This window comes from Sinorhizobium sp. RAC02 (genome assembly GCF_001713395.1).
Classification (GTDB): Bacteria; Pseudomonadota; Alphaproteobacteria; order Rhizobiales; family Rhizobiaceae; genus Shinella.
Map to the genome: position 1 here is coordinate 708,743 of NZ_CP016452.1, position 22,376 is coordinate 731,118.

Below are 22,376 nucleotides of genomic sequence, written 5' to 3' on the forward strand. Positions count from 1 at the left end.
GCTTCGTTGCGGGATATCCCTCGTCCTCGAGCGAAGCGCTCTTCCTAGCAAGCGGGTCATGTCGCGATATCGCCGCACTGTTCATTGAAGCGTTTCGTCATCTAGGCATCGGCGCGGGTGCCGTCTCAGGCTTCTATTCGATGCCGATGCGTCCACGTACGGTTCCGACTCGACCCATGCCTGGGACAGGATTCTATCTTCCCGGCGTGGGATGGAACACTTTTGACCCAACCCATCGCCGGATGGCGGCGCCAATCTCATCCCGGTGGCGGTCGCCCGCAGCGATCGCCAGATCATGCCGGTCATAGGCGGTTGTATCGGCGCGTGGGGGATTTCATCGCCATGGAGGTCAAAGTTCGTGTTGCGCCTGAAGCATAGCGGGAGCGCTGGGGACCCGCGACAGATGCGGGCTGTTGAAGCCCAATCTGGACAGTCCGGTGCGGATTTCCGGCGATTTCATAAAGACGTCCCAGAGCAGCCCGGTCCGAAAGTTTTCCATCATGATGACGATCGGCCCCTGGTTGATTGCAAGATAGGTCCGAGCATACCAGTTCCGGCTTTCGCAAAAAGCATCGACGAAACCGAATCGGCCCCATATGCGGTGCCTCGGTTTGGTGAGGAAAGAGCGCAGCGCGCGGAGCGACTCTTCCGGTGTGTAGGGGAAACTCGAAAGGGCCGCGCTCGGGGTAATGACGCCGATATCCTTATCGGGCGCGTGGGCCACATAGCCTCTCGGCCCGTGGCTGGACGTCAATCCCCAGCAGTCCGGCCCATAGCCCGCGTGCCCGAATGGGTTGCGTAGACAATGCTCGTAGTTGACGAGGGTATGGCGTCGGTTCTGCTGCCAGTAATCGGCGTGGCGATCCGACAGCCCGCGCGGGTCGAGGCCGCAAAAGGAATAGTGTGAAATGAACAACGGGCCTCCATAGTTCATGCCGAGCGGAAGCTCCACGCCGTGGTAGCTTCGTCCGTTGCGAAAACCAGGACCTGAGGCAAATCCGTCGTGATAGACGTCGGCGTCGATTGGGTAATCTGGAGCGCCGGCGGCAAGCACAAAGGCCAACAGACCTTCGTTCCAACCAATGATCCTGCGATTCATCGCCCATCCGTGGCGGGGGCTCCAGTGCCAGTAGAGATGGTTGCCGCCATCCCGCCTGTACCAGCCCCACTCCGCCTCACGCCAAAGTCGGTCGATGCGACGGCGAAGATCTCGCTCCAAAGTTGTGCCGTCGTCGAAATATTGACGCGCGCAGAGGAGCCCTTGGAACAGCAACGCGCTTTCGACCACATCGCCGCCGTCGTCCTTCCGGCTGAAGGGAATGGTTTTTCCGGTTCGTCCGTCGATGAAATGCGGGAACATTCCGTGATAGCGCGGCGTCTGTTCCAGGCACGAGAGCATCCTGTCGAGCCGGTTGACGGCGTCACAACGCGAGACCCACCCACGTGCGACGCCTACAACGATTGCCATAATGCCGAAGCCCGAACCGCCGATGGCGACGAGGTCATTGGCGGGGTCGCCAGTCGTCTTCTGTCGGTCACGCGCCAGCCCGCTTGTCGGATGCGCGCCCTCCCAGAAGTAGCGGAATGTCTGCTTCTGGACCACATCAAGGCATTCGTCATCGGATCGGGATAACCGCCATGGGCGATGATCTGTTGGTGGGGTCATGGAAGAACAATAGGCCAAGCCATTACGATCAACCAGATAGCTCGATGAAACAGGTGTGGAAGATGTCATCGTTCGGACGGCAGGTTGCCGGTGAGCGGGCCAGGTGTGCCGGCAGGCTGGCGACCGTGTGGGCGTAGGCTCCACACCCTCGGCAGATGTTCGGCCCCGAGGCATTTTCCGGTGCCTGGTATGTCTGCTGGCTGTTGGTGCTCTAGGCGACGTGGGCGTCGCCGGCCGACGAGGCTAATTGTAGGTGGCTGCGCCGATGATCGCATCTGTTATGAACGCGGTGCCCGAGTTGCATGCCATCATGCCAATTTTCGGTGCCAAGGCAGAACCAAATTGCCTCACATGTCCGCTTGCATTGTGGGTACCTCATCAAGGGCACCCACAATGCAGACACCTAGAGTCATTTTGCCTTTTGCTAATCCAGTGATCCGCTTGTCACGCCGAAATGCGTAGATCTTGACTTGATCCCCCGCCTGACGGACAAAGAAGTTTAAAGCATAAAGGGGCTAAGCTTATGGCTGAAGAAGACAAGACGATCGAAATAGGTGAAGCAGCATCGGCCGAAGTGACCGCGCCGGCGCTGAAGAAAGAGCGCGCCCCTCGGCGTGCGAAAATCGCCCCTGAGGCGAAGAGCGCTCCGCTAGACATTGCACCCATCGTAAACCAACGCAAGAAGCGCGTCGCAAATGTTGATCTCGATGCCAAAGTTGCAGTGATCGCAAAGAAGCCCATTAAAGCGAGGGCCAAAAAGGCTCCTGCGGCCGTTAAGTCTACGAAGGCTTTAGCGACCGGACCTGCGCCTGTTCTGGACGACATGGCCGAGCTCCTACAGTTGGAAGAAGAGAACAAGCGTCTTCGGAAAACCCTTGCCGAAAAACTACGCGAAGAGAATGCAAATCTGCGCAAACGGCTCGGTCTGAACTGATGTGAAGGCGTATCTGCAGCCGAACCAGTTCGGCTGCAGATGCTGCAACACGCCATGCCCCTCCGATTTAGAGCGAACCAGAGGTGGAATACGCGACTCTTGCTGCGGACACTGAAGGTTGAAGCGCAATGAAGTCACCTTGGAAAATGATTGGTGAACTGATCTTCCGTCACCGGCCGACGGGGGAACCGCGAGATTTGGCCAATGAGCAGCCTGCGCGCCAGGTGGATGTCGCTGATGACGGGAAGACACCGTTGTCGCCACCATCGTTGATTCGGCCTTTCCTTGAACCTCGGACCGAAGATGTTGAGCCGGTTGGCCAAAGGGCTTTTGAGGCTGTCGAACGCGACGACATCATCCCCCTCCCGAATCCGGTCGCTGTCGATCAGGTAGCAACGCGGCCGACGAAAAAATCCAGTAGCGGCGCTTCTCGAAAGACCAAAAAAGCCAAGACGGCAGAGATCATTAATATACAACCGGCTACGCGAGCCAGGCGAGGCGGAAGGCGAGTCGCAACCGAATCGATGAAGCAAACGGTCCATGCTGTGAGTAATGTTGAGACGCCGACCAGATCTATGGGAGACACCATCCATATCGAAGTTGCCGAAATTGATGTCCAGATTCGGGTTTTGACGCGCCACTTGGCGGAGAAACTGAAGCAGCAGAACGCTCAGCTTCGAAAGATGTTGGAGCGATTTGGCGGTTCAAGCACTTAAGGCCAAGGGTGCTCTGCGGTCAGGAACACGCAGATAAAAAGGGTGCTTTCGATTTTCGCTCGAGCGTGGCCAGGCAAGCGAGCGGATGACCGCCTACGGAAACCGTATACGCATAGGTTTCAAATGTTCGTTGCTTTGCGCTGACCAGCTGCTGGCCCGGAAGCCGAAAAGGTCCGTTCGCGGCGGTAGGAGAATGGCAACCCTCCGTCAGTTTCAGTGGGAAGAACCGAAAGTCTCGTCAGGAACCTAATCGACGCACATAGAGTTGTTGCTTGAACCGAAGGAGGTCACGATGGCTGAGAAAAAAGGTGTGATTGTCGCGGGGAAGGATGCACGCAAGCGGCTATCTGGCGAGATCAAGCCGAAGGATGCTAAGGACCCCGGCGACACGAAGTCACCAACAAAGACAGCGAAGTTACCGGCCGCGAACTGAATCGGTAGGGCGTGTATGCAAGGTGTGCCGCTTGCTACGGGTTGATGGGTTGCAGATTGCCAGAAGCACAGCGGCGAGGGCAGCCCGATAGATGGTGTCGGGTGGCATCGGCACGGCGTATGTTTACGTGCGAGGATGGGATGGGTTGGTTCTGGCCATTCCTTAGATCCGTTGGGCATAGTCTTCCATGACGTGTCCGCCTTTTCGTGGCAGTTCCTGGCGGCAATACAAACAAGGCGCGGCCACCGCGATCACCATCATGACCAGAGCGATTTCGCGCGGGTTCGACTCCCGGGTCGGTTGCCAAAGGCGCTCTTTCCAAACGCGGAGCTGAACCGTTACGATGCTTGCAGTGCAAAATGCGACATTTAGCCGTCGTACATCCGTATCGGACTGCCCTCGCGTGCTGGACTAGGCGTGGGGCATGGTTGCTCGTAGTACTTTTGCTTTCACGTCATAGGGAGTCTTGCTCCGAACTCCGTTGCGTCGCCCTCATTGTCCCAAACGTCAATGCCCGAATTCTGGTCACGAGGTAGCGACGATCGGGAGCGTGGATACTAAGCAGGGTCGATCGTCGCGGATTTGATGAGCCGTACTAAATTGCGCGCTTTTTCGTTCTCTGGGCCGGTGCCTCCGCGAGATTTTCGCTTTGGTAGTTTGCGTCACGGAGAACCTGGCGAAGAATCGTCCTTGGGAATCCGGCACCATTATCTGGTCCCTTAAGTATCAGGATCACCATATCCATGCTGGTGACGGCGAGGGTCGACGATTGGGTCAAAGCGGAGGCCGAAGCCACACTTCGCAGGTCGAACTGGGTGATCCAATTCAATGGCGCGCCGTCTATGCCGGAGATATGGCCGATCATCGAGGCAGCCGTGCCGCGACGACCAGCTTTACAGCGCGTCCGCAAAGCCAAATCCCGAGCGCATAACGCTTACTGGAGCGTTTTTAGCCGTGACCGGGGTGGAGATGATGCCTTATGAAAAGTAAATGAAATTGCGAATTTAAATCGATAAATCTCGAATAATTTCCTCCGCGATAAATAAAAAATCGGAACCCTTGGTTTCGTGCTATGATGAACTTAATTGTAAATCGCGCAAGTTTACGCGCGTCCAATTCTAATTGACATTATTGTTGGCAGTTAAATCTTAGAGTGAGGCCAGGATATCGAGATGGCGGCTATCATTCTTTCGATTTTATTTATGCGTATCGGTTTTCATAGCGCTGGATGGGTGTTTCTTCGTGTTGAAGGGGCAGGCCTACGGTGTATTTTCAGGAGTTTTCCATGAGCTTGAGTTTTCCGAACCAGAGCCGAAGCTATGAGGAGGCGGGCAAGCGCATCCGCTTCATCGGCCATGACGGCATGTTCGAAATTCCCTTCTTCGCGGGGGCGGATCTTTTTCCGGCTGCAACGTCTGAAGCCGCTTACCTGAACGCCTTCGATGCCGCCCGGGTTGCCATCTACAAGGCTGCGCGCCGGGCTTATTCCGGCGCCCGTCGAACAACCTACGTCCTGACGCGTGCGGACTTCGGCTGACGCTCGGACGTAGGGCGCGCTTTGGCGCTCGTTCCCTGCCGCCAGTGTCGATGAATATGTAGCGGAACTGCCGGGTCATACCGGTTGTTATCCCAGATCGATTTGTCAAAACCGACCGTCGGGCTATGCCCGGCCGGCTGTTCGGCCGTATCCGGGCGAGGAATGATAATGGCCAGAGGCCAAGAGCACGACATCGAAGATAGCGGCCACTCGGAAACCCTCGTCCTGCCGGAAAAGCTCGTCGCCGAGCGGTCCCCCACTCCCGATACGGGCGCCAAACCCATTCGTAAAGAGCTGCCCGCTCACCGCGAAAAAGGCGAGGTCGCCAAGCGTACTTCCGGTTTCCGCTTTCACCGGACGTCGAGATCGCCGTGGAACGACCCGATACCGGTGCGCGAAGAACTCTTCGGCATCGAACGGCTCGAACAGCACGCCGCGACACTCGCGCTTGCGCAACCGGTGACGCGGTGGCCGCCCTCCGTCCAATCCTTGCACAAACGATTGAAGAACAATGCGGCTGTCCTGCTCGCCGCCTACCGCGCCAGTGCGTTCGAGGTCGAGAACGAGCGCGGCGTCGTGCCGGCAGCGGAATGGTTGCTCGACAACTACCATCTTATCGAACAGCAGATCCGCGAGATCCATGATGATCTGCCACCCAACTACTACAGGCAACTGCCCAAGCTCGCCGAGGGTCCCTTCGCCGGCTATCCGCGGGTGTTCGGCATCGCCTGGGCCTTCGTCGCACACACCGACAGCCATTTCGACCCGGAGACGCTTGTCCGGTTCATCTGCGCTTATCAGAAGATCCAGCCGCTGACGATCGGGGAACTGTGGGCGGTGGCGATTACCTTGCGCATCGTGCTCGTGGAAAACCTGCGACGACTGGCCGACCAGATCACTGCCGGGCGCAGGATGCGTGCTGAGGCCGACGCTTTGGCCGACCGGCTGCTTGCGGAAGACGCCGGTCGTGATGTGCTTCAGAAGATGTCGGACGATCCTTTGCCTGAATTGTTGGCGGCTCAGCTTGCCAAACGCCTACGGGACCAGGATCCCAGCACGACGCCGGCCCATGGCTGGCTGGAGATGCGGCTCGCCCGGCAGGGAACGTCGGTCGATGCCGTCGTGCGCCATGCCCAGCAACGCCAGGGCGCTTCCAACGTCACGATCCGCAACATCATTACCAGCATGCGGCTGATCTCAGATGTTGATTGGGCCGACCTGTTTGAAAGCGTCAGCCTCGTCGATACGCGGCTGACGACAGACGGCAGCTTCGCCCACATGGATTTCGCCACACGCAATCTCTATCGCAGCGCCATCGAGGACCTCGCGCGCGGCTCGGACATGTCGGAGCTTGAGATTGCCGGCCACGCGCTGGAGGCCGCGCGCAAAGCACCGGTCGAGGGCATCGCCGCGACGGAAGCCGAACGCATGGCCGATCCGGGCTATCACCTGATCGCGGAAGGGCGGCCTGCCCTCGAGCGTGTCGTCGGGTTCCGTCAGCCCCGGCGCCTGATGTTCGGACGCCTGGTCGCCCGGGTGGGTATTGCCGCCTATGTCGGGGCGATCGGCCTCGTGACAGTGCTCCTTCTCGCGCTCGCCCTTATGCTGCTGTCGAGCTTCGGACTTTTCCCACTCGCCATGGTTTCCTTCGCCTTATTGGCTTTGCTGCCGGCAACCGACATCGCCACTGCGCTCGTCAATCGCTGCGTGAGCTGGAGCCACGGTGCCGTCGGCCTGCCGGGCATGGAGTTGTCGCAAGGGGTTCCGCAGGTGTCGCGCACGCTTGTCGTTGTGCCCACGCTGTTGAGCAGTCGCGCTGACCTGCTGGAGCAGATCGAACGGCTGGAGGTCCATCATCTGTCCGGTGCTGGCGGCGATCTGAGCTTCGCGTTGCTGACCGACGGCAAGGATGCGTCACAGGAGATCGTCGAAGGCGACGCCGCACTTCTCGATCTCGCCGTCGCGGCCATGGCCGACTTGAACGTTCGCCATGGCCCCGGCCCGGCCGGTGATCGTTTTCTGCTACTGCACCGAAGGCGCCGCTTCAACGCCAGCGAAGGTGTCTGGATGGGGTGGGAACGCAAGCGTGGCAAGCTGCACGAACTCAACCGCCTGCTGCGTGGCGCCACCGACACCAGCTTCATGATGCTTGCGGGAAAACCGCCGACCGTTCCGCCGGAGGTACGGTACGTCATCACCCTTGATGCCGACACGAAGCTGCCGCGCGATACGGCCCTGCGGCTGATCGGCAAGATGGCGCATCCGCTCAACAGGCCGCGCTTCGACATCGGGCAACAGCGCATCGTCGACGGCTACGCTATCATCCAGCCGCGCGTCACCCCGTCGCTTCCCGTCGGGCGTGAAGGCTCGCTCTACCAGCGGGTTTTTTCGGCCCCCGGCGGCATGGATCCCTATGCTGCAGCCGTTTCTGATGTCTATCAGGACCTCTTCGGTGAAGGCTCCTACACCGGCAAGGGCATCTATGACGTCGATGCGTTCGAGGCCGCCCTTGCCGGGCGCATCCCGGACAATACCCTGCTCAGTCACGATCTTTTCGAAGGCACGTTCGCGCGGGCGGGGCTCGCCTCGGATGTCGAGGTGGTCGATGATTTCCCCTCGCGCTACGACGTGGCGGCCCGGCGCCAGCATCGCTGGACGCGCGGCGACTGGCAGTTGCTGCCCTGGATTTTTGGAAAATGGACGCTTCCTGCGCTCGGCCGTGGAAAAATGCTGGACAATCTGCGCCGCACCCTGATCGCGCCGTCGACGTTTCTGGCCCTCGTCGCCTGCTGCGCGATGCCGCTGCAGGCGGGAATAGTGGGTGCGTTGATGCTCGCCTCCAGCATCGCCATTCCCGCTTTCCTGCCAGTGCTGTTCGCCATTCTGCCGCGGCGCAGCGGCCTGCAACTGAACAGCCATGCGATCAGGCTGGCTACCGACATCAAGCTGGCTGCCATGCAGACCGCGCTTGGCCTTGCCTTCCTGCCCGATCAGGCATGGCGCAACAGCGATGCCATCGTTCGAACCTTCTACCGGATGCTGGTAACACGTCGGAAACTTCTGGAATGGACGACCGCGGCAACCTCCGGAAAACGCACGCGACTGACCCTTGCCGGTTTCTACCACGATATGGCGGGTGGCACGGTTGTGGCATTGATCCTGCTGGCGGCCGCCGTTGCGTTTTCGCCGGCCGCCTGGCCGCTAGCACTGGTCCTGTCTCTGCTCTGGCTTGCCGCACCCGCCATCGCGCTCTGGGTCAGTCGGTCCCCGACGGCAAGACCGGGCAAGGTGCTTTCGGACACCGATGCGGCACAGTTCCGGCTGGTTGCGCGGCGCACCTGGCGGTTTTTCGAAACCTTCGTCACGCCGACGGACAACATGCTGCCGCCGGACAATTTCCAGGAAACACCGGCACCGGTCATCGCACACCGCACCTCGCCGACCAATATCGGCCTCTACTTCCTATCAACGGTTGCCGCCCGCGATTTTGGCTGGATTGGCACCCTCAAAGCGCTCGAACGGCTGGAAGCGAGCTTCACGACACTCAAGCGGCTCGACCGTTTCAACGGGCATTTCTTCAACTGGTACGATACGCGTGATCTCAGGACCCTCGAACCGGCCTATGTGTCGTCGGTCGACAGCGGCAATCTCGCCGGCCACCTGATCGCGCTGGCGAATGCCTGTGAGGAATGGGCCGAGGCGCCCCCCGCTGAAAATGTCCAGGGTTTTCGTGATACGCTGGCGCTCTCCCGCATGGCGCTTGCCGAGATACCCGGAAAACAGAGTGCCGGCCTCGCATCGGTTTTCGACGAGATCGAAACCCTGCTGGGCGGCCCGCAATCCATCGAGGCCACAACGCCCGCCTTGGCACGCCTTCTCGACAAGGCGCTGAAGCTGGCGCAGCAGACTGGACCTGCCGATAGCGGTACGACCGCCGAGCTTTTGTTCTGGATTGCCGCACTCGCACGCTCCGTCACCCAGGCGGCGCGCGACCGGCAGGCCTTGCATGACGATGCCGTATCCCTGAAGCAGCGGCTTCAGGCGGTTGCGGACACGGCCCGCTCGATGGCGCTCGACATGGATTTCGCCTTCCTGTTCGATCCGGACAGGAAGCTGCTGTCGATCGGCTATTCGCTCGCCGACAACGGCCTCGACCGGAATTGCTACGACCTGCTGGCCTCCGAAGCGCGCCTTGCGAGCTTCTTCGCCATCGCCAAGGGCGATATCAGCACGCGGCACTGGTTCCGCCTCGGCAGGGCGGCCACGCCGCTCGGCAGCGGGTCGGCGCTGATCTCCTGGTCGGGCTCGATGTTCGAATACCTCATGCCGTCGCTGGTGATGCGCGCGCCTTCGGGAAGCCTGCTTGCCGACACCAACCGGCTGATCGTGGCGCGCCAGGAAGACTATGGGCGGTCGCGGGATGTGCCGTGGGGCGTATCGGAATCGGCCTATAATGCGCGCGACATCGAGTTCACCTACCAATATTCCAATTTTGGCGTGCCGGGACTGGGCCTCAAGCGCGGGCTGTCGGGCAACATGGTCGTCGCCCCCTATGCCACCGGCCTTGCCGCCATGGTCGATCCCCATGCGGCACTCGATAATTACAAGCGCCTGGAGGCACTGGGTGCCCGGGGCGTGCACGGTTTCTACGAGGCGCTGGACTTCACCCGCGCCCGTCTGCCTGAAAACGAGAGCGTCGAAGTCATCCGCAGCTACATGGCCCACCACCAGGGCATGACCATCGTCGCCATCGCCGTGCTGCTGCAGGACGGGCGCATGCGCAGCCGGTTCCACCGCGAGCCGATGATCATGGCCAGCGAACTGCTGCTGTCGGAACGTATGCCGCGCGATGTTGCGATCGCCCGCCCGCGGGCAGAAGAGGTCAAGGCGTCTGCCGGCATCTCGCTGAACCCCGCGCCATCGGTTCGCCGACTGCAATTGCCCGTCGCCGGCGCGCCGGTGACGCATCTGCTGTCCAACGGCCGTTATGCGGTCATGGTGACGGCATCGGGCGGCGGCTACAGCCGCTGGCGCGACATCGCCGTCACGCGCTGGCGCGAGGATGCAACCCTCGACGACTGTGGTGCCTTCATCTTCCTCAGGGACATGCAGAGCGGCATGGTCTTTTCCCCCGTCGCACCGGCGACCGGCGACAGGGCCGAGACTTCGGTGGTCTTCGGGGAGGACCATGCGCAATACATCCGCCATGACGATACGCTGACGACGGAGATGGATGTCATCGTTTCGGGAGAGGACGACGGCGAGGTACGCCGCATCTGCCTCACCAACAGCGGGCGACGGGCGCGCGACATCGAACTGACCTCCTACGCCGAACTGGTGCTCGCCACCACGGCGACCGATAATGCGCATCCCGCCTTCGCCAAGATGTTCGTCGAGACCGAACATCTCGCCGAATACGGCGCGCTCATCGCGACGCGCCGCCGCCGGACGCCCGCGGAACCCGAGATCTGGGCCGCCCACTTCGCCGTGGTCGAGGGCGATGCGATCGCCGATCCGCAATACGAATCCGACCGCGCCCGTTTCCTCGGGCGCAACCGCTCCATGGCCACCGCCGCCGCCATCCATGACGGGCAGGCGCTGTCCAACACCGCGGGAACGGTGCTCGACCCGATCTTTTCGCTGCGCCACAGCATAAGGGTTCTCCCTGGCAAGGTGGCGCGGGTCGCCTTCTGGACGATCGTCGCAGGCTCGCGGGAGGAGCTTCTCGAACGCATCGACAAACATCACGACAGGAGCGCCTTCGAGCGGGCGAAGACGCTGGCCTGGACCCAGGCGCAGGTGCAGCTTCACCATCTCGCCGTGGATCTCGAGGAGGCGGCGGACTTCCAGCGTCTGGCGGCGCCCATCCTTTATGCCGATCCGCGCTTCCGCCCAGCCTCGGACGCCATTCTCGCCGGTGCCGGTCCGCAATCCGGTCTCTGGCCCTATGGCATCTCGGGCGACCTGCCGATCGTGTTGTTCCGCATCGACGACGTCGAGGACCTTCCTCAGCTGCGCCAGATGCTGCGTGCCCACGAATATTGGCGCATCAAGCGCCTTGCCGTCGATCTGGTGATCGTCAACGAGCGGGGTGCCTCCTATGTGCAGGACCTGCAAAACGCCATAGAGGCGGCCGTCCGCTCCAGCCAGTCCCGCCCCCGTTTCGGCGATGTTCCGGCACAGGGTGCGGTGTACGTGCTGCGCGCCGACTTCCTGAACCAGGACACGAAGAACCTGCTGCGCGCGACCGCGCGCGTCGTTCTGGCGGCCCACCGCGGCCTGATCGTCGACCAGCTCGCGCGTCTGTCCGGGGTGGTCGAGCGGGCGGTTCCGCTGGTCACCCGCCTGCAGTCGAGGCCCTCGGCCGAAACGGTGGCCCAACCCGAAGCACTCGAGTTCTTCAACGGACTGGGGGGATTTGGCGCAAACGGTAAGGAGTATGTCACCGTCCTGGAAGGTGGTTCGACGACCCCGATGCCGTGGATCAATGTGATCACCAACCCTGCCTTCGGCTTCCAGGTGTCGAGCGACGGCAGCGCCTATACCTGGGCCGACAACAGCCGCGAGAACCAGATCACGCAATGGTCCAACGATCCGGTCGTCGACCCGTCCGGCGAGGCGCTCTATATCCGCGACGAGGACACACTCGACCTCTGGAGCCCGACGGCCCAACCGATCCGGGATGCGGGGCGGTACGTGGCGCGCCACGGCTTCGGCTATAGCCGCTTCAGCCACCGGGCGCACGGCATCGAAAGCCAGCTGCTCTCCTATGTGCCACTCGCCGACCCGATCCGCATTTCGCGGCTGACGCTCACCAACCATTCGTCCCGGCCGCGCCGCCTGTCGGTCACAAGCTATGCCGAATGGGTGCTGGGCACGCAACGCGGGGCAAATGGACCCTTCGTATCGACCTCTCTCGACACCGAGACAGGGGCGATCCTTGCCCGCAATCGCTGGGCCACGGCCTTTCCCGGCCGTGTCGCCTTTGCCGATCTTGGCGGACGACAGACCGCCTGGACCGCCGACCGTGCGGAATTCCTCGGGCGCAATGGCAGCCCCGCAATGCCCGCGGCCCTCAGAGATCGAGTAGCGCTCGGTGCGAAGGTCGGCGCGGGCCTTGATCCGTGCGCGGCCTTGCAATGCATGATCGAACTCGGCGCCGGTGAAAGCGTCGAGATCGTCTCCTTCCTCGGCCAGGTCGCTTCAGTCGAGGAGGCCGGCGCACTCGTTACCCGCTATCGCGCCACAGACCTGGACGCGGTGCTGGCAGAGGTTGCCGGGCACTGGCAAACGGTCCTTGAGACCATTCAGGTCCGGACGCCGGATCGGGCGATGGACATCATGCTCAACGGTTGGCTGCTTTACCAGACGCTCGCCTGCCGGATATGGGCGCGCTCCGCCTTCTATCAGGCAAGCGGTGCCTATGGCTTCCGCGATCAGTTACAGGACGGCATGGCGCTGGCCTTCACCCGACCGGAGGAGACGCGTGCGCATATCCTGCGCGCCGCCGGACGGCAATTTGCCGAAGGGGACACGCAGCATTGGTGGCTGCCCCATTCGGGCGCCGGCGTGCGCACCCGGATTTCCGACGACCGGGTCTGGCTCGCCTTCGCCGCCGCGACCTATATCGCAACGGCCGACGATGCGGCGATCCTCGACGAGAGCGTACCGTTTCTCGACGGTCCTGCCCTCGGTGAAGGGGAGCATGACGCCTTCTTCCAGCCGACGCCGTCCGGTGAGGCCGCCTCCCTCTTCGAACATTGCGCCCGCGGCCTCGACCAAGCAATCGCGCTCACCGGCAGGCATGGCCTGCCCCTGATGGGCACCGGCGACTGGAACGACGGCATGAACCGGGTGGGCGAGGGCGGGGAGGGCGAAAGCGTATGGCTCGGCTGGCTGCTGATCCGCACGATCGACCTGTTCGTGCCGCTTGCCGAGACCCGTGACCGTGACCGCGCGGCGCGCTGGAAAGCGCGTGCCACAGCGCTCAAAACCTCTGTCGAGCGCGAAGCCTGGGATGGGGCCTGGTACCGGCGCGCCACCTTCGACGACGGCACGTGGCTGGGCTCGAAGGATAGTGATGAGTGCCGGATCGACAGTATCGCCCAATCCTGGGCCGTCCTGTCAGGAGCGGCCGATCCCGAACGGGCCAAAACCGCCATGGCGTCGCTGGAAAGCCACCTGATCCGCAAGGAGGACAGCCTCGCCCTCCTCTTCACGCCACCTTTCGACACCACCCCACGCGATCCGGGCTACATCAAGGGATACCCGCCCGGCCTGCGGGAGAACGGCGGCCAGTACAGCCACGCCGCCATGTGGGCCATCCTGGCCTTCGCCCGGCTGAGAGAGGGTGACAAGGCACATGATCTCTTCGGCCTCCTGAATCCGATCACTCATGCAAACACGCCCGAGGCGGCAGCGCGCTACAAGGTCGAGCCGTATGTGGTCGCCGCCGATGTCTATTCGATCGCCCCCCATGTCGGGCGTGGCGGCTGGACATGGTATACCGGTTCCGCCGCCTGGATGTACCGCGCCGGCATCGAGGGCATCCTCGGCCTGCGCAAGGAAGGCGCAGTCCTCGTCATAGAGCCTTGCCTGCCGAAGTCATGGCCGCAGTTCGAGGTGACACTCAGAATGGGCGAAACCCGATACGATATCCGCGTGGAAAGAACAGCGGATTGGGCGGGTGGCTCGCCCTGCGCAACGTTGGATGGCTCGATGCTGCCTTATGCGGACACAGCAGTGCACGCGCCCCTTGATGGGCGTGACCACACTCTGCTTATCCAGGGGTACCGGTGAGGAAAGCCAACCATATGAATGTCGAGTGCGCTTGCTGACTACCAGGGCATTGAAGAAGCACCAAAGTCCCCCTGTCCGAAAATGAGGAGGATCTGCTGACTGAGGGCGATGGTGCCGGAAATGGTTTTGACAAGTTGCATTGAAGCATGAGCATCACCTGATCGTCAATCGGCGCGGAATGTGGACCCTTTATCGGCGTCAAATCTTCACCCCCTTTAGACGATTAGAGGTTGGCCTGCCGGCGCTGGCCATGGGGAGAATGCGGAAGTTCACAATGTCCAGGTTCCCATCGACACAGCCCGCGCTAGTGAAATGGAAAGGTGCTGGAAGGTTCTGCGCGATACACCGTCGTCAAACTTGCTTTACGGAGTCAGACAATCCGCCTGGCCATCGCTGGCTCTGCCTCAGACGCATCGCATTGGAACAAAGGTCAAGTTTGGTGAGTTTTTACGACGGTAAACATCAGGAGGCTCAAATGAAGAAGATCATCATCCTCGCCTGCATGGGGCTGTCGCTGGCGGCATGCACTGCGACGGAGCGTGGCGCTGGTATCGGCGCGGCAACCGGCGCAGTCGTTGGAGGGGTCGCGACCGGCAACGTTCGTGGTGCAGCGGTCGGCGCAGCAGTTGGCGGAGTGGCGGGCGCCCTAATCGGCAATGTCGCTAACCAACCCGGCCAGTGCTACTACCGCGACCGTTATGGCAATCGCTATATCGATCGCTGCTGACTGTCACCGTAGCCTTCAAGTGCTGGGTTGTGGCCCGACGTCGTTCCGCGGCCGCGTCGAGCGGGCGCGGTCGTGAAAGGAGCGGTGATCGCGCAAATGCTAGGGCTATCCGCATCGAGCCCATAACATATCTGTAAAGGTTAGTTTGTTGCGCACGCAAGCATGCCAGCCGATTTGGAATGTGCGAACTTTGGCTAGGCTCCTCGCACCCATAGTGCCAGCCGTGGTGCACTGCAATCTGGCGATGCGCGATCACATGGTTTGACGACGGGTTGCAGGATGGATGAACGTTTCTTCGCACGTGACGTGGTCAGCGTCGCCGTGGATCTCCTGGGGGCACGCCTGCTGATCGATGGCGCGGGAGGGCGCATCGTGGAAACTGAGGCCTATCGCCAGGACGACGAGGCATCCCATAGTTTTCGCGGGCAGACGGCGGCAAACGCTGCGATGTTTGGTGAAGCGGGCCGCGCCTATGTCTATCGCTCCTATGGCCTGCACTGGTGCTTCAACATCGTCTGCCAGCGGGGTAGCGCGGTGCTCATCCGCGCTCTGGAGCCGACGCACGGGCTTGGGGCGATGATGGAGCGGCGGTCCATAACCGAAGCGCGCAAGCTCTGCGCCGGGCCGGGCAATCTGTGCAAGGCACTCGGCGTCACCGTCGGCATGAACGGGCTTTCGGTTTTCCACGCACCTTTTTCCCTGAAACCCCCATCCGAGGCGCCTGTATCGGCGAGCGGTGTCCGTATCGGGATCAGTAAGGCTGCCGAACGCCCCTGGCGTTTCGCCGTGAAAGGGTCGCCTTCTTTGAGCAGGCCGATCTGACCCTTGGCGTGCCTAGATCTCCACGATCTCCAACTCCGCGGTGAAGGTCGTTCCATTGCTTCCGTCAAATATGTGGGTGCCGTTCAACTGATTGACGACGCCCCGGATCAGGCGGCTTCCCATGCCCTGCTTTATGGTTTGAGGATCAAAGCCGATGCCGTTGTCGTGGACGGTAAGTCGGGCTCGTCGCTCCCCGACAGCTTTGAGTGCGATGGAAATCCGGCCTTCGCGGCCCTCCGGAAAAGCATATTTCAGAATGTTGGTCAGGAGTTCGCTTGTCAGCAGGGCAAGTGGGGTGGCGTTGTCGGCCGAGACGGCAAGCTCGTCGATATCGTAATCCACTTTCACGGGCGCGCCATAGGCGGTGATCAGTTTCTCCGTCACCGATGTCATCAGGTCCCGTGCACGGAGGCGAGAAAATTCATCATGCCTGTAGATCTGCTCATGCACGGCGACCATGGAGGAGATGCGATCGGTCAGCGATTGCTGGATATCCGGGGCCAGGCGTTGCAGCTGGATGACGCTCTGGACGGCTTGCAGGTTATTCTTGACGCGGTGGTGGATCTCGCGAAGGAGCAACTGATTGTCCGCAAGGGCATTGCGGAGCAGCTGGGACTGCGCGGCATCGCGTTGTCGAAGGTGGCGGATCCACTGGCCGGCGGCAAGGAGGCTGACGCTTGCGAGAATAAGCACCGAGACCGCCACCGTCACATCCCGCCAGAAGCGCTGGATGCCGAAATCGTAGTCCGCGGAGGCGAGCGCGATCAGCCCGGTACCATCGACGGTTCGATAGGCGACGATGCGGTGGGCGCCGTCGACGGGCGAGATGGCGTCATAGGTGCCGGCCGCGGCCTTGGGGAGGTAATTGGTGAAGAGCACGTATTTGCTCATGTCGAGCGGCCCGTCGGCAAGCGGGTAGCGGGCGACGAGCTGGCCGTCTGAGCGGACGAAACTGACGGTGGAGTTCGGGCCGAGATCGACGGCCTCCCAGACATCGGCCAGCACCTTCACCTCGAAGGAAACCACGGCGGCACCGGCAAAACGGCCGTTCCGCTCCAGCCTGCGGCTGAAGGCAAAGATCTGCTCGCCGTTAAGGCGGCTGATCAGCAGGCTTGAAATGTGCTTCTTGGCGCCCTTTTCCAGCTCCGAGAAATACGGCCGGTCGACAATGCTGATCGGCTTGACCATCGGATCGGTCGAATAAAGCGTCAGCCCCGTATCATCGACCACATAGGCCTTGACCTGGCCCGGCAGGTCGGCGACCGCCTCGTCGATGTTGTGCACCTTGGCGGATGCTGGCGGTACGATGTTCTCGCCAAGCGTCTCGTCGATGCGCTGAAGGGCCTGACGTGCCAGAGAATCGAGCAGGGACACGTTGCTGGCAACGATCTTGGAGGCGGCGACCGCCCGCTCCTCGGTGCGGCGGACCGCATCCCGATAGCTCGTGTTGAGCCACAGGCCGAGCATGAGGACAAGCGAGACGAACATCGCAACGATGATCATCGCAGCCGCTCTTGCCAGCGTGAAATGAATGTTCAGCCCGCGCAGCACTGCTATCCCCCAAGTGCATCGATCTTAACGAGAAGGGTTGGGTGTGTCGCTGCTTTTTGTCAAACCCACCGGGCCGGTCATCTATCTTAAGAAGGTGACGGTTGCTGGCGGTCCCCGGACACGGCTCTTCGTATGATGTCTTCGAGCTGGCGTTCGCTGAACGGCTTCGACAGGCGCAGCAGATCGGCGCGCGCCTCCGGGGGCAATTCGGAATAGCCCGTGGCGATGACGATCGGAATGTCCGGCCAGCGCTCGCGGACGATGTCGGCAAGCTGGGAGCCGGTCATCTGCGGCATGGCTTGGTCGGTGACGATGAGATCGATCGTCCGCTCGGCCAGAAATGCCAGCGCCTTCGTGCCGGAACTGGCTTCACAGACGATGTGGCCCATATCTTCCAGCATCATGACGGTGTTCATCAACACGAGTGGATCGTCATCGACGGCGATCACGCAGAGCGGGTGGATCTCTTTGGGCACTGGAGGTGCGGTTGGCACCTCCTTCCTTGCCAACTCGATGGCCGTGGCCCCGGCTTCGGCGACCGGAAGCCACAGCTCAGCGGTGGTGCCGGCGCCCGATTTGGACTGGAGCACGAGCTTTCCTTCGGACTGCGCCATCAATCCCTGCACCATGGAAAGCCCCAGCCCGGTACCCTTGCCGACGCCCTTGGTGGTGAAGAAGGGCGACGCTGCGTTCCTGAGCGTATCGGGATCCATGCCTTGTCCTTCATCCTGCATATAGAGGCAGAGATAGGCCCCTTTCTGCAGGTCGGGATGGCTTTTGGTTCCGTCGGCTTCCAGGCGTGCGCCGATGAAAAGGCGCCCGCCGTCCGGCATCGCATCGCGCGCGTTGATCGCCAGATTGAGCAGCGCATTCACCATCTGGTTCGGGTCCGTGCGAACAGGCGGCAGGTTCGGGGGGAAGTGTGTTTCGATCATGACCGAGGGGCCGATGGATCGTTGCAGCATATCTGTCATGCCGCGGATAAGGCTCCACAGATCGACGGACTCGAAATCCAGTTCCTGGCGACGCGAGAAGGCGAGCAGCCGTTGGACGAGAGAGGCGCCGCGGCGCGTCGCCTGCAGGGCGTTGTCGATCAGTGATTGGGCTTCGGGTGCGGGCGAGATGCGGCGCTTCAGGAGGTCGAGGCTCGCCTGGACAGCCATCAGGAGGTTGTTGAAGTCATGCGCGACACCGCCGGTCAACTGGCCGAGGGCTTCCATCTTCTGCGCCTGGAAAAGCTCTTCTCTCGCCAGTTCAAGGGCTGCCTGTGCATCGCGCTTTTCCGTTATGTCGCGGGTGATCTTGGCAAATCCGATCAGCGCGCCATCGTCGTCGCGGATCGCGTCGATGATGGCATTTGCCCAGAAACGGGTGCCGTCCTTTCGCAGCCTCCAGCCTTCCGATTCGTACCGGCCTTCGTTGCGGGCGATGTCTAGCGCATGGTCCGGAATACCGGAAAGCCGGTCCTGCTCGGGAAAGAAGTGGGAGAAATGCCTGCCGATGATCTCGCCCGGGCGGTAGCCCTTGATGCGCTCGGCGCCGGCGTTCCAGCTTGAAACCCGGCCGTCGGCATCCATCATATAGATCGCGTAATCCGTGACACCCTGCACGAGAAGACGGAATTGCTGCTCCGTTCTGCGAAGATGCTCCTCCGCTTGCCGCCGCTCGGTCAGGTCGCGGGTGATCTTGGCAAAGCCGACGAGACTGCCGGCATTGTCCCTGATGGGGTCGATGATGACATGCGCCCAGAATTCGGACCCGTCCTTGCGCACCCTCCAGCCCTCGTCTTCGAAGCGGCCCTTCTCAGCGGCGTGCGTCAGGGCGAAAAGGGGAAGGCCCTTGTCGCGGTCGGTTGCACGGTAGAACCGGGAAAAATGCGTGCCGAGGACCTCGCCTGCCTCGTACCCCTTGAAACGGCTCGCGCCGGCATTCCAGCTGACGATATTGCCCTGCGGATCCAGCATGTAGATGGCATAGTCGGTGATTGCATCGACCAGCACTTTATACCGGTCCTCCCCGGCAAAGGCCGATCCCTCGTCTCCAACCATCTTTTTTCCCCATAAAGCCAACCACAGAAAACGTTGAAGGTGGGGAAAGGTTCCACGTCATTGACGTCCTTCAGAACGGTGCCATTGAAAACCCTGTTCGGGGACGGACCGAGACCGGATCGTCTGTTGGATCCGGATCTTTCTGGAACGCAGCCGCCTGACGATGCGCAACGCGCTTGATAGCTTGAAATACCGCCTCCGGTGGCCACCCTGCGGTGATCACAAGGTCAGCAAGCTTCTGCACCGGCGCATCGACCGCCCGCTCGCATTCGAGTGCGACGTCTGGATCGGTCGTCAGTTGCTTAGGTGGAGGAATTCGGAACTTCATCGGTGGTCTCCGAAGCAGAGGACTAAAACGTGTGGGAGAAATGCTTGGAACTTGCGATTCGTTCCGGCCCTTACCAAGCTCAGCAACCAACGGCCCTGGTTGGCGCGCTATCGTACGACCAAGACGTTGGCCTCCCGGGCTGCTGCGAGAAACGCCAGTCGAGCCTTGGTTGGGGAGCATTTACCTTCGATAGCCTTGGCGCAAAACGCCAGCGCCCGCTGAAATGCGCGTCCGTAGGTCAACGGCCATCTCTCAGCCAGCACGAACATGGCGCTCCGTGGATCCTTGATCTCTATTGCACGGGGCATACCCGGAAGCAGAATGGCAAGTGCGTGGTCCCAAATCACAGAAAGCATTTCATTATTCCCAATCTGAACGGGGCAGTAAATGCTAATCCGTGGAAGTGGTTCCGTGACAGATTGATGAAACTTGCGTAGCAGACGTGTTAGGTCGCTTGGACTGGATTACCCGTCCATCTTCGTGGGCAGGTCTTCGCCTGGGACGGGTGTTACGTCGGATGCTTCTCCCGGCACGATGTCAGGCGCCGGTTCCTCAATCGGGCGCTCGGGAATGTCTGGCGTCTACTGAAGCGGAGCCTCCAGAGGCTTTTTTGGTTCCTTTGGATTGTTGGTCATTTTGATCAGCGATTTCGCGGAAACCGAAGGATCCAGCCAGTCTGCCCACGTCTCCCGCTCGAGGATGACGATCTGCCCGTCATGATACGGCACAATGTCCGGCCCAGGCGCCATTGTCAGCATCGTGAAGGCCTCACCGATCTCCTCGGTTTCGCGCCGGATGGCGACGATCGGTTCGCCGATCTTGCGAAACAGCCACTTGTCCTTGCGCTTCTTTTTGTGATCCGCCGGCGCGATGAACTCAGTTATGTGGACACCCAATTTTTTCCCGCGGCGTTTTTGGCGAGGTCCGCCGTGCGAAGCCTTCAAATCTAGCGCAGCACGACGGACCTCGGTGGCAAACCATAGCAGTTTTAGCGCGCGAGCCCCAATGCCGCCGCCCCTTAACAGCGGAGATCAGCAGAATGATTGCCAGGGTGGGCAGAAGCACCGTGTTCGGAACGATCCCGAGCAGCAGGCCGTCGATAAACGTGCCAACGATCGATCCGGCAGCAATGATGAGGAGGAAAGCCTTGTTGCGGCCGATGACGGAGAAGCTCTGGTCGCGACTGTAGTGGTTGAATCCGACCAGCATCGTCGGCAGGCTTACGGCAAGCGAAAGGCTACCCGCGAGTTTGATATCCGCGCCGAAGAGCAGAAGCAAAGTGGGGATCAGCAACTCGCCACCTGCCACGCTCAAGAGCGAAGCGACGATGCCTATGATGAAGCCCGCAACGACCCCCGCAACGAGCCGGCGCGCACCAGTCAACATAGGTTGGCCCGCTGACGCATCATGTCCGAGCACCAGAACGATCGCGATCGTCACGAGCATAACGGCGATGACCTTGTAAAGCGTCTCCGACCGCAACTTTGTCGCCCAGCCAGCGCCGAACCAGGCGCCGATCAGGATTCCCGCGAGAAGGTAGAGCACAATCGGCCAGTTGTCGGCAATGACACTGAAAGGCACCGTGCCCGCGCGGAAGGGGAGCGCGGTCGCGACAACGACGAGGCTCATCGCCTTGTTGAGAATGACCGCTTCCAGGGCTGCGAAGTTGAAGAACCCGATCAGGATTGGAAGGCGGAACTCGGCGCCGCCGAGACCGATGAGGCCTCCCAGGGCGCCAATAATCGCGCCTCCACCGAAGACTGCGACGGGACTGCGGGCATGAGATGTATTGGTGGCATCAGTCATGGGCGATATGTATGCATAAACATCACGAGATTGGACAGTCGGCATAAGAGAATTCGGAGATCGCAAGCTATCGCAAATTTCCGTGATGCTCTTTCAAAGCCATGCTCCCTGTGTCAATCAAGGAATTGATGAAACTAGTGTCTGCTCTTTTGCGGCTCGTGACGCTTTTTGCCCTCGTCGGGATGCTGACCGCTCCCGTGAGCACAAGTGCAGCCGAGATTGCGATGGTCGACATAACCGCCGCCGCCACGGTCGACGCTATGGCTGGAATGCCGGACGACATGTCCTGTTGCCCGGATGAGCAGCCGGTCAAATCAGGCTGCGATCAAAGCTGCCCGTTCGTCATCATCTGCTCGACGCCGGCACCTCTCGCGGTTTTCAGGACCACGTGGACCTCTGCCGCGCTCGCATGGGCGCCGCTTGAGTACGGTAGCCAGCGGTTCGGTCGCTTGCATTCGCTGGAGGAAGAACCTCCGGCGCGACCTCCAAAAGCCTGATTTCACATTCGCTTCAACGATGACGCTGACCGCGGCTGTGATGCTGCGGGCATGCGCGACCGATATCAACAAGGCCGGACCCAAGTCCGCCAGCATGAAGATGTGAAACCATGAACACCATTCTCTCAACCGTGAGGATCGCCCTCGCAATCCTTCTCCTTTCCGCCTCCACCCTTCCGGTTTTCGCCGGCGGCGCCGACTACGAGTTCCAACCCGTTAAGACGGAACTGCCCACTGGGCCGGAGTCCGAATTCGCGGTGAAGATCATCGACAAACGCACGGGCCAGTCTGTTGCCGACGCGGTGATCTTCGAAACCCGGCTCGACATGGCGCCCGACGGCATGGAGGCCATGACCTCCAAGGTCGATGCGCTGCCGGCCGAGGAGCCGGGCGTCTACCGGTTCAAGCTCAACCTGAGCATGGCCGGGGGCTGGCGCTTCAAGATAGCGGCAAAAATCCAGGGCGAGGAAGAGACGGCGCAGGGCGAAGTCATCCTCAAGGCCGGCGACTGA

17 protein-coding genes and 1 pseudogene are annotated in these 22,376 nt (G+C 61.2%); 10 read left to right on the forward strand and 8 right to left on the reverse strand.

Annotated features, from left to right (window positions below; translation table 11 throughout):
• Window positions 1-83 precede the first annotated feature (83 nt).
• Window positions 84-308 carry a transglutaminase-like domain-containing protein gene (locus BSY16_RS31720; RefSeq protein ID WP_286157351.1) on the forward strand — a complete coding sequence of 75 codons (225 nt, stop codon included), beginning with the start codon at window positions 84-86 and terminating at the stop codon, window positions 306-308.
• 41 nt (window positions 309-349) lie between these two features.
• Here the strand turns inward: BSY16_RS31720 and BSY16_RS24475 are convergent, their stop codons facing one another.
• Window positions 350-1,666 (reverse strand): glucoamylase family protein, encoded by a 1,317-nt coding sequence (locus BSY16_RS24475; protein ID WP_069062415.1) that lies wholly within the window; start codon window positions 1,664-1,666, stop codon window positions 350-352.
• A gap of 523 nt (window positions 1,667-2,189) precedes the next feature.
• Between BSY16_RS24475 and BSY16_RS24480 the strand changes: the two genes are divergently transcribed.
• From BSY16_RS24480 to BSY16_RS32550, 3 genes are all read left to right on the forward strand, one after another.
• On the forward strand, window positions 2,190-2,600 hold the full coding sequence (locus BSY16_RS24480; protein WP_069062416.1) for a hypothetical protein: 411 nt from the start codon (window positions 2,190-2,192) through the stop codon (window positions 2,598-2,600).
• 128 nt (window positions 2,601-2,728) lie between these two features.
• The gene (locus BSY16_RS24485; protein ID WP_069062417.1) at window positions 2,729-3,316 is read left to right on the forward strand and encodes a hypothetical protein; all 588 of its coding nucleotides are present in this window, start codon (window positions 2,729-2,731) and stop codon (window positions 3,314-3,316) included.
• A gap of 292 nt (window positions 3,317-3,608) precedes the next feature.
• Window positions 3,609-3,749: a hypothetical protein gene (locus tag BSY16_RS32550; protein WP_171902481.1), complete on the forward strand. Its 141-nt coding sequence runs from the start codon at window positions 3,609-3,611 to the stop codon at window positions 3,747-3,749.
• A gap of 595 nt (window positions 3,750-4,344) precedes the next feature.
• Here BSY16_RS32550 and BSY16_RS24490 read toward each other — a convergent pair.
• A complete protein-coding gene (locus tag BSY16_RS24490; RefSeq protein WP_069062418.1) occupies window positions 4,345-4,614 on the reverse strand; it encodes a hypothetical protein in 270 nt (89 codons plus the stop codon).
• Between the two features lie 420 nt (window positions 4,615-5,034).
• Between BSY16_RS24490 and BSY16_RS24495 the strand changes: the two genes are divergently transcribed.
• From BSY16_RS24495 to BSY16_RS24510, 4 genes are all read left to right on the forward strand, one after another.
• Window positions 5,035-5,286, forward strand: a complete 252-nt coding sequence (locus BSY16_RS24495) for a DUF1488 family protein (protein WP_069062419.1) — start codon at window positions 5,035-5,037, stop codon at window positions 5,284-5,286.
• Window positions 5,287-5,454: 168 nt separating this feature from the next.
• On the forward strand, window positions 5,455-14,085 hold the full coding sequence (locus BSY16_RS24500) for a GH36-type glycosyl hydrolase domain-containing protein (RefSeq protein ID WP_069062420.1): 8,631 nt from the start codon (window positions 5,455-5,457) through the stop codon (window positions 14,083-14,085).
• Between the two features lie 475 nt (window positions 14,086-14,560).
• Window positions 14,561-14,812 (forward strand): YMGG-like glycine zipper-containing protein, encoded by a 252-nt coding sequence (locus tag BSY16_RS24505; protein WP_069062421.1) that lies wholly within the window; start codon window positions 14,561-14,563, stop codon window positions 14,810-14,812.
• Window positions 14,813-15,091: 279 nt separating this feature from the next.
• A complete protein-coding gene (locus tag BSY16_RS24510; protein ID WP_069062422.1) occupies window positions 15,092-15,634 on the forward strand; it encodes a DNA-3-methyladenine glycosylase in 543 nt (180 codons plus the stop codon).
• 12 nt (window positions 15,635-15,646) lie between these two features.
• On the opposite strand, the gene BSY16_RS24515 is transcribed toward BSY16_RS24510, so the two are convergent.
• The 6 genes and pseudogenes from BSY16_RS24515 to BSY16_RS24540 all read right to left on the reverse strand — a co-directional run bounded on the left by BSY16_RS24515 (window position 15,647) and on the right by BSY16_RS24540 (window position 21,367).
• Window positions 15,647-17,185 (reverse strand): sensor histidine kinase, encoded by a 1,539-nt coding sequence (locus BSY16_RS24515; RefSeq protein ID WP_150130135.1) that lies wholly within the window; start codon window positions 17,183-17,185, stop codon window positions 15,647-15,649.
• An 86-nt stretch (window positions 17,186-17,271) separates the two neighbouring features.
• The gene (locus BSY16_RS24520; RefSeq protein ID WP_069062424.1) at window positions 17,272-19,233 is read right to left on the reverse strand and encodes a hybrid sensor histidine kinase/response regulator; all 1,962 of its coding nucleotides are present in this window, start codon (window positions 19,231-19,233) and stop codon (window positions 17,272-17,274) included.
• A 70-nt stretch (window positions 19,234-19,303) separates the two neighbouring features.
• Window positions 19,304-19,561 carry a hypothetical protein gene (locus BSY16_RS24525; RefSeq protein ID WP_069062425.1) on the reverse strand — a complete coding sequence of 86 codons (258 nt, stop codon included), beginning with the start codon at window positions 19,559-19,561 and terminating at the stop codon, window positions 19,304-19,306.
• Between the two features lie 107 nt (window positions 19,562-19,668).
• A complete protein-coding gene (locus tag BSY16_RS33175; protein WP_069062426.1) occupies window positions 19,669-19,917 on the reverse strand; it encodes a DUF982 domain-containing protein in 249 nt (82 codons plus the stop codon).
• A gap of 225 nt (window positions 19,918-20,142) precedes the next feature.
• Window positions 20,143-20,439, reverse strand: a pseudogene (locus tag BSY16_RS24535) (SOS response-associated peptidase family protein); the annotation flags it as partial.
• Complete coding sequence (locus tag BSY16_RS24540; protein WP_083243106.1) at window positions 20,438-21,367, reverse strand: sulfite exporter TauE/SafE family protein; 930 nt, start codon at window positions 21,365-21,367, stop codon at window positions 20,438-20,440. The pseudogene BSY16_RS24535 and the gene BSY16_RS24540, both read right to left, overlap by 2 nt.
• Before the next feature lie 128 nt (window positions 21,368-21,495).
• Between BSY16_RS24540 and BSY16_RS24545 the strand changes: the two genes are divergently transcribed.
• Together BSY16_RS24545 and BSY16_RS24550 are read left to right on the forward strand one after the other, a co-directional pair.
• Window positions 21,496-21,864 carry a hypothetical protein gene (locus BSY16_RS24545; protein ID WP_069063684.1) on the forward strand — a complete coding sequence of 123 codons (369 nt, stop codon included), beginning with the start codon at window positions 21,496-21,498 and terminating at the stop codon, window positions 21,862-21,864.
• A 110-nt stretch (window positions 21,865-21,974) separates the two neighbouring features.
• Window positions 21,975-22,376: a FixH family protein gene (locus BSY16_RS24550; RefSeq protein WP_150130137.1), complete on the forward strand. Its 402-nt coding sequence runs from the start codon at window positions 21,975-21,977 to the stop codon at window positions 22,374-22,376.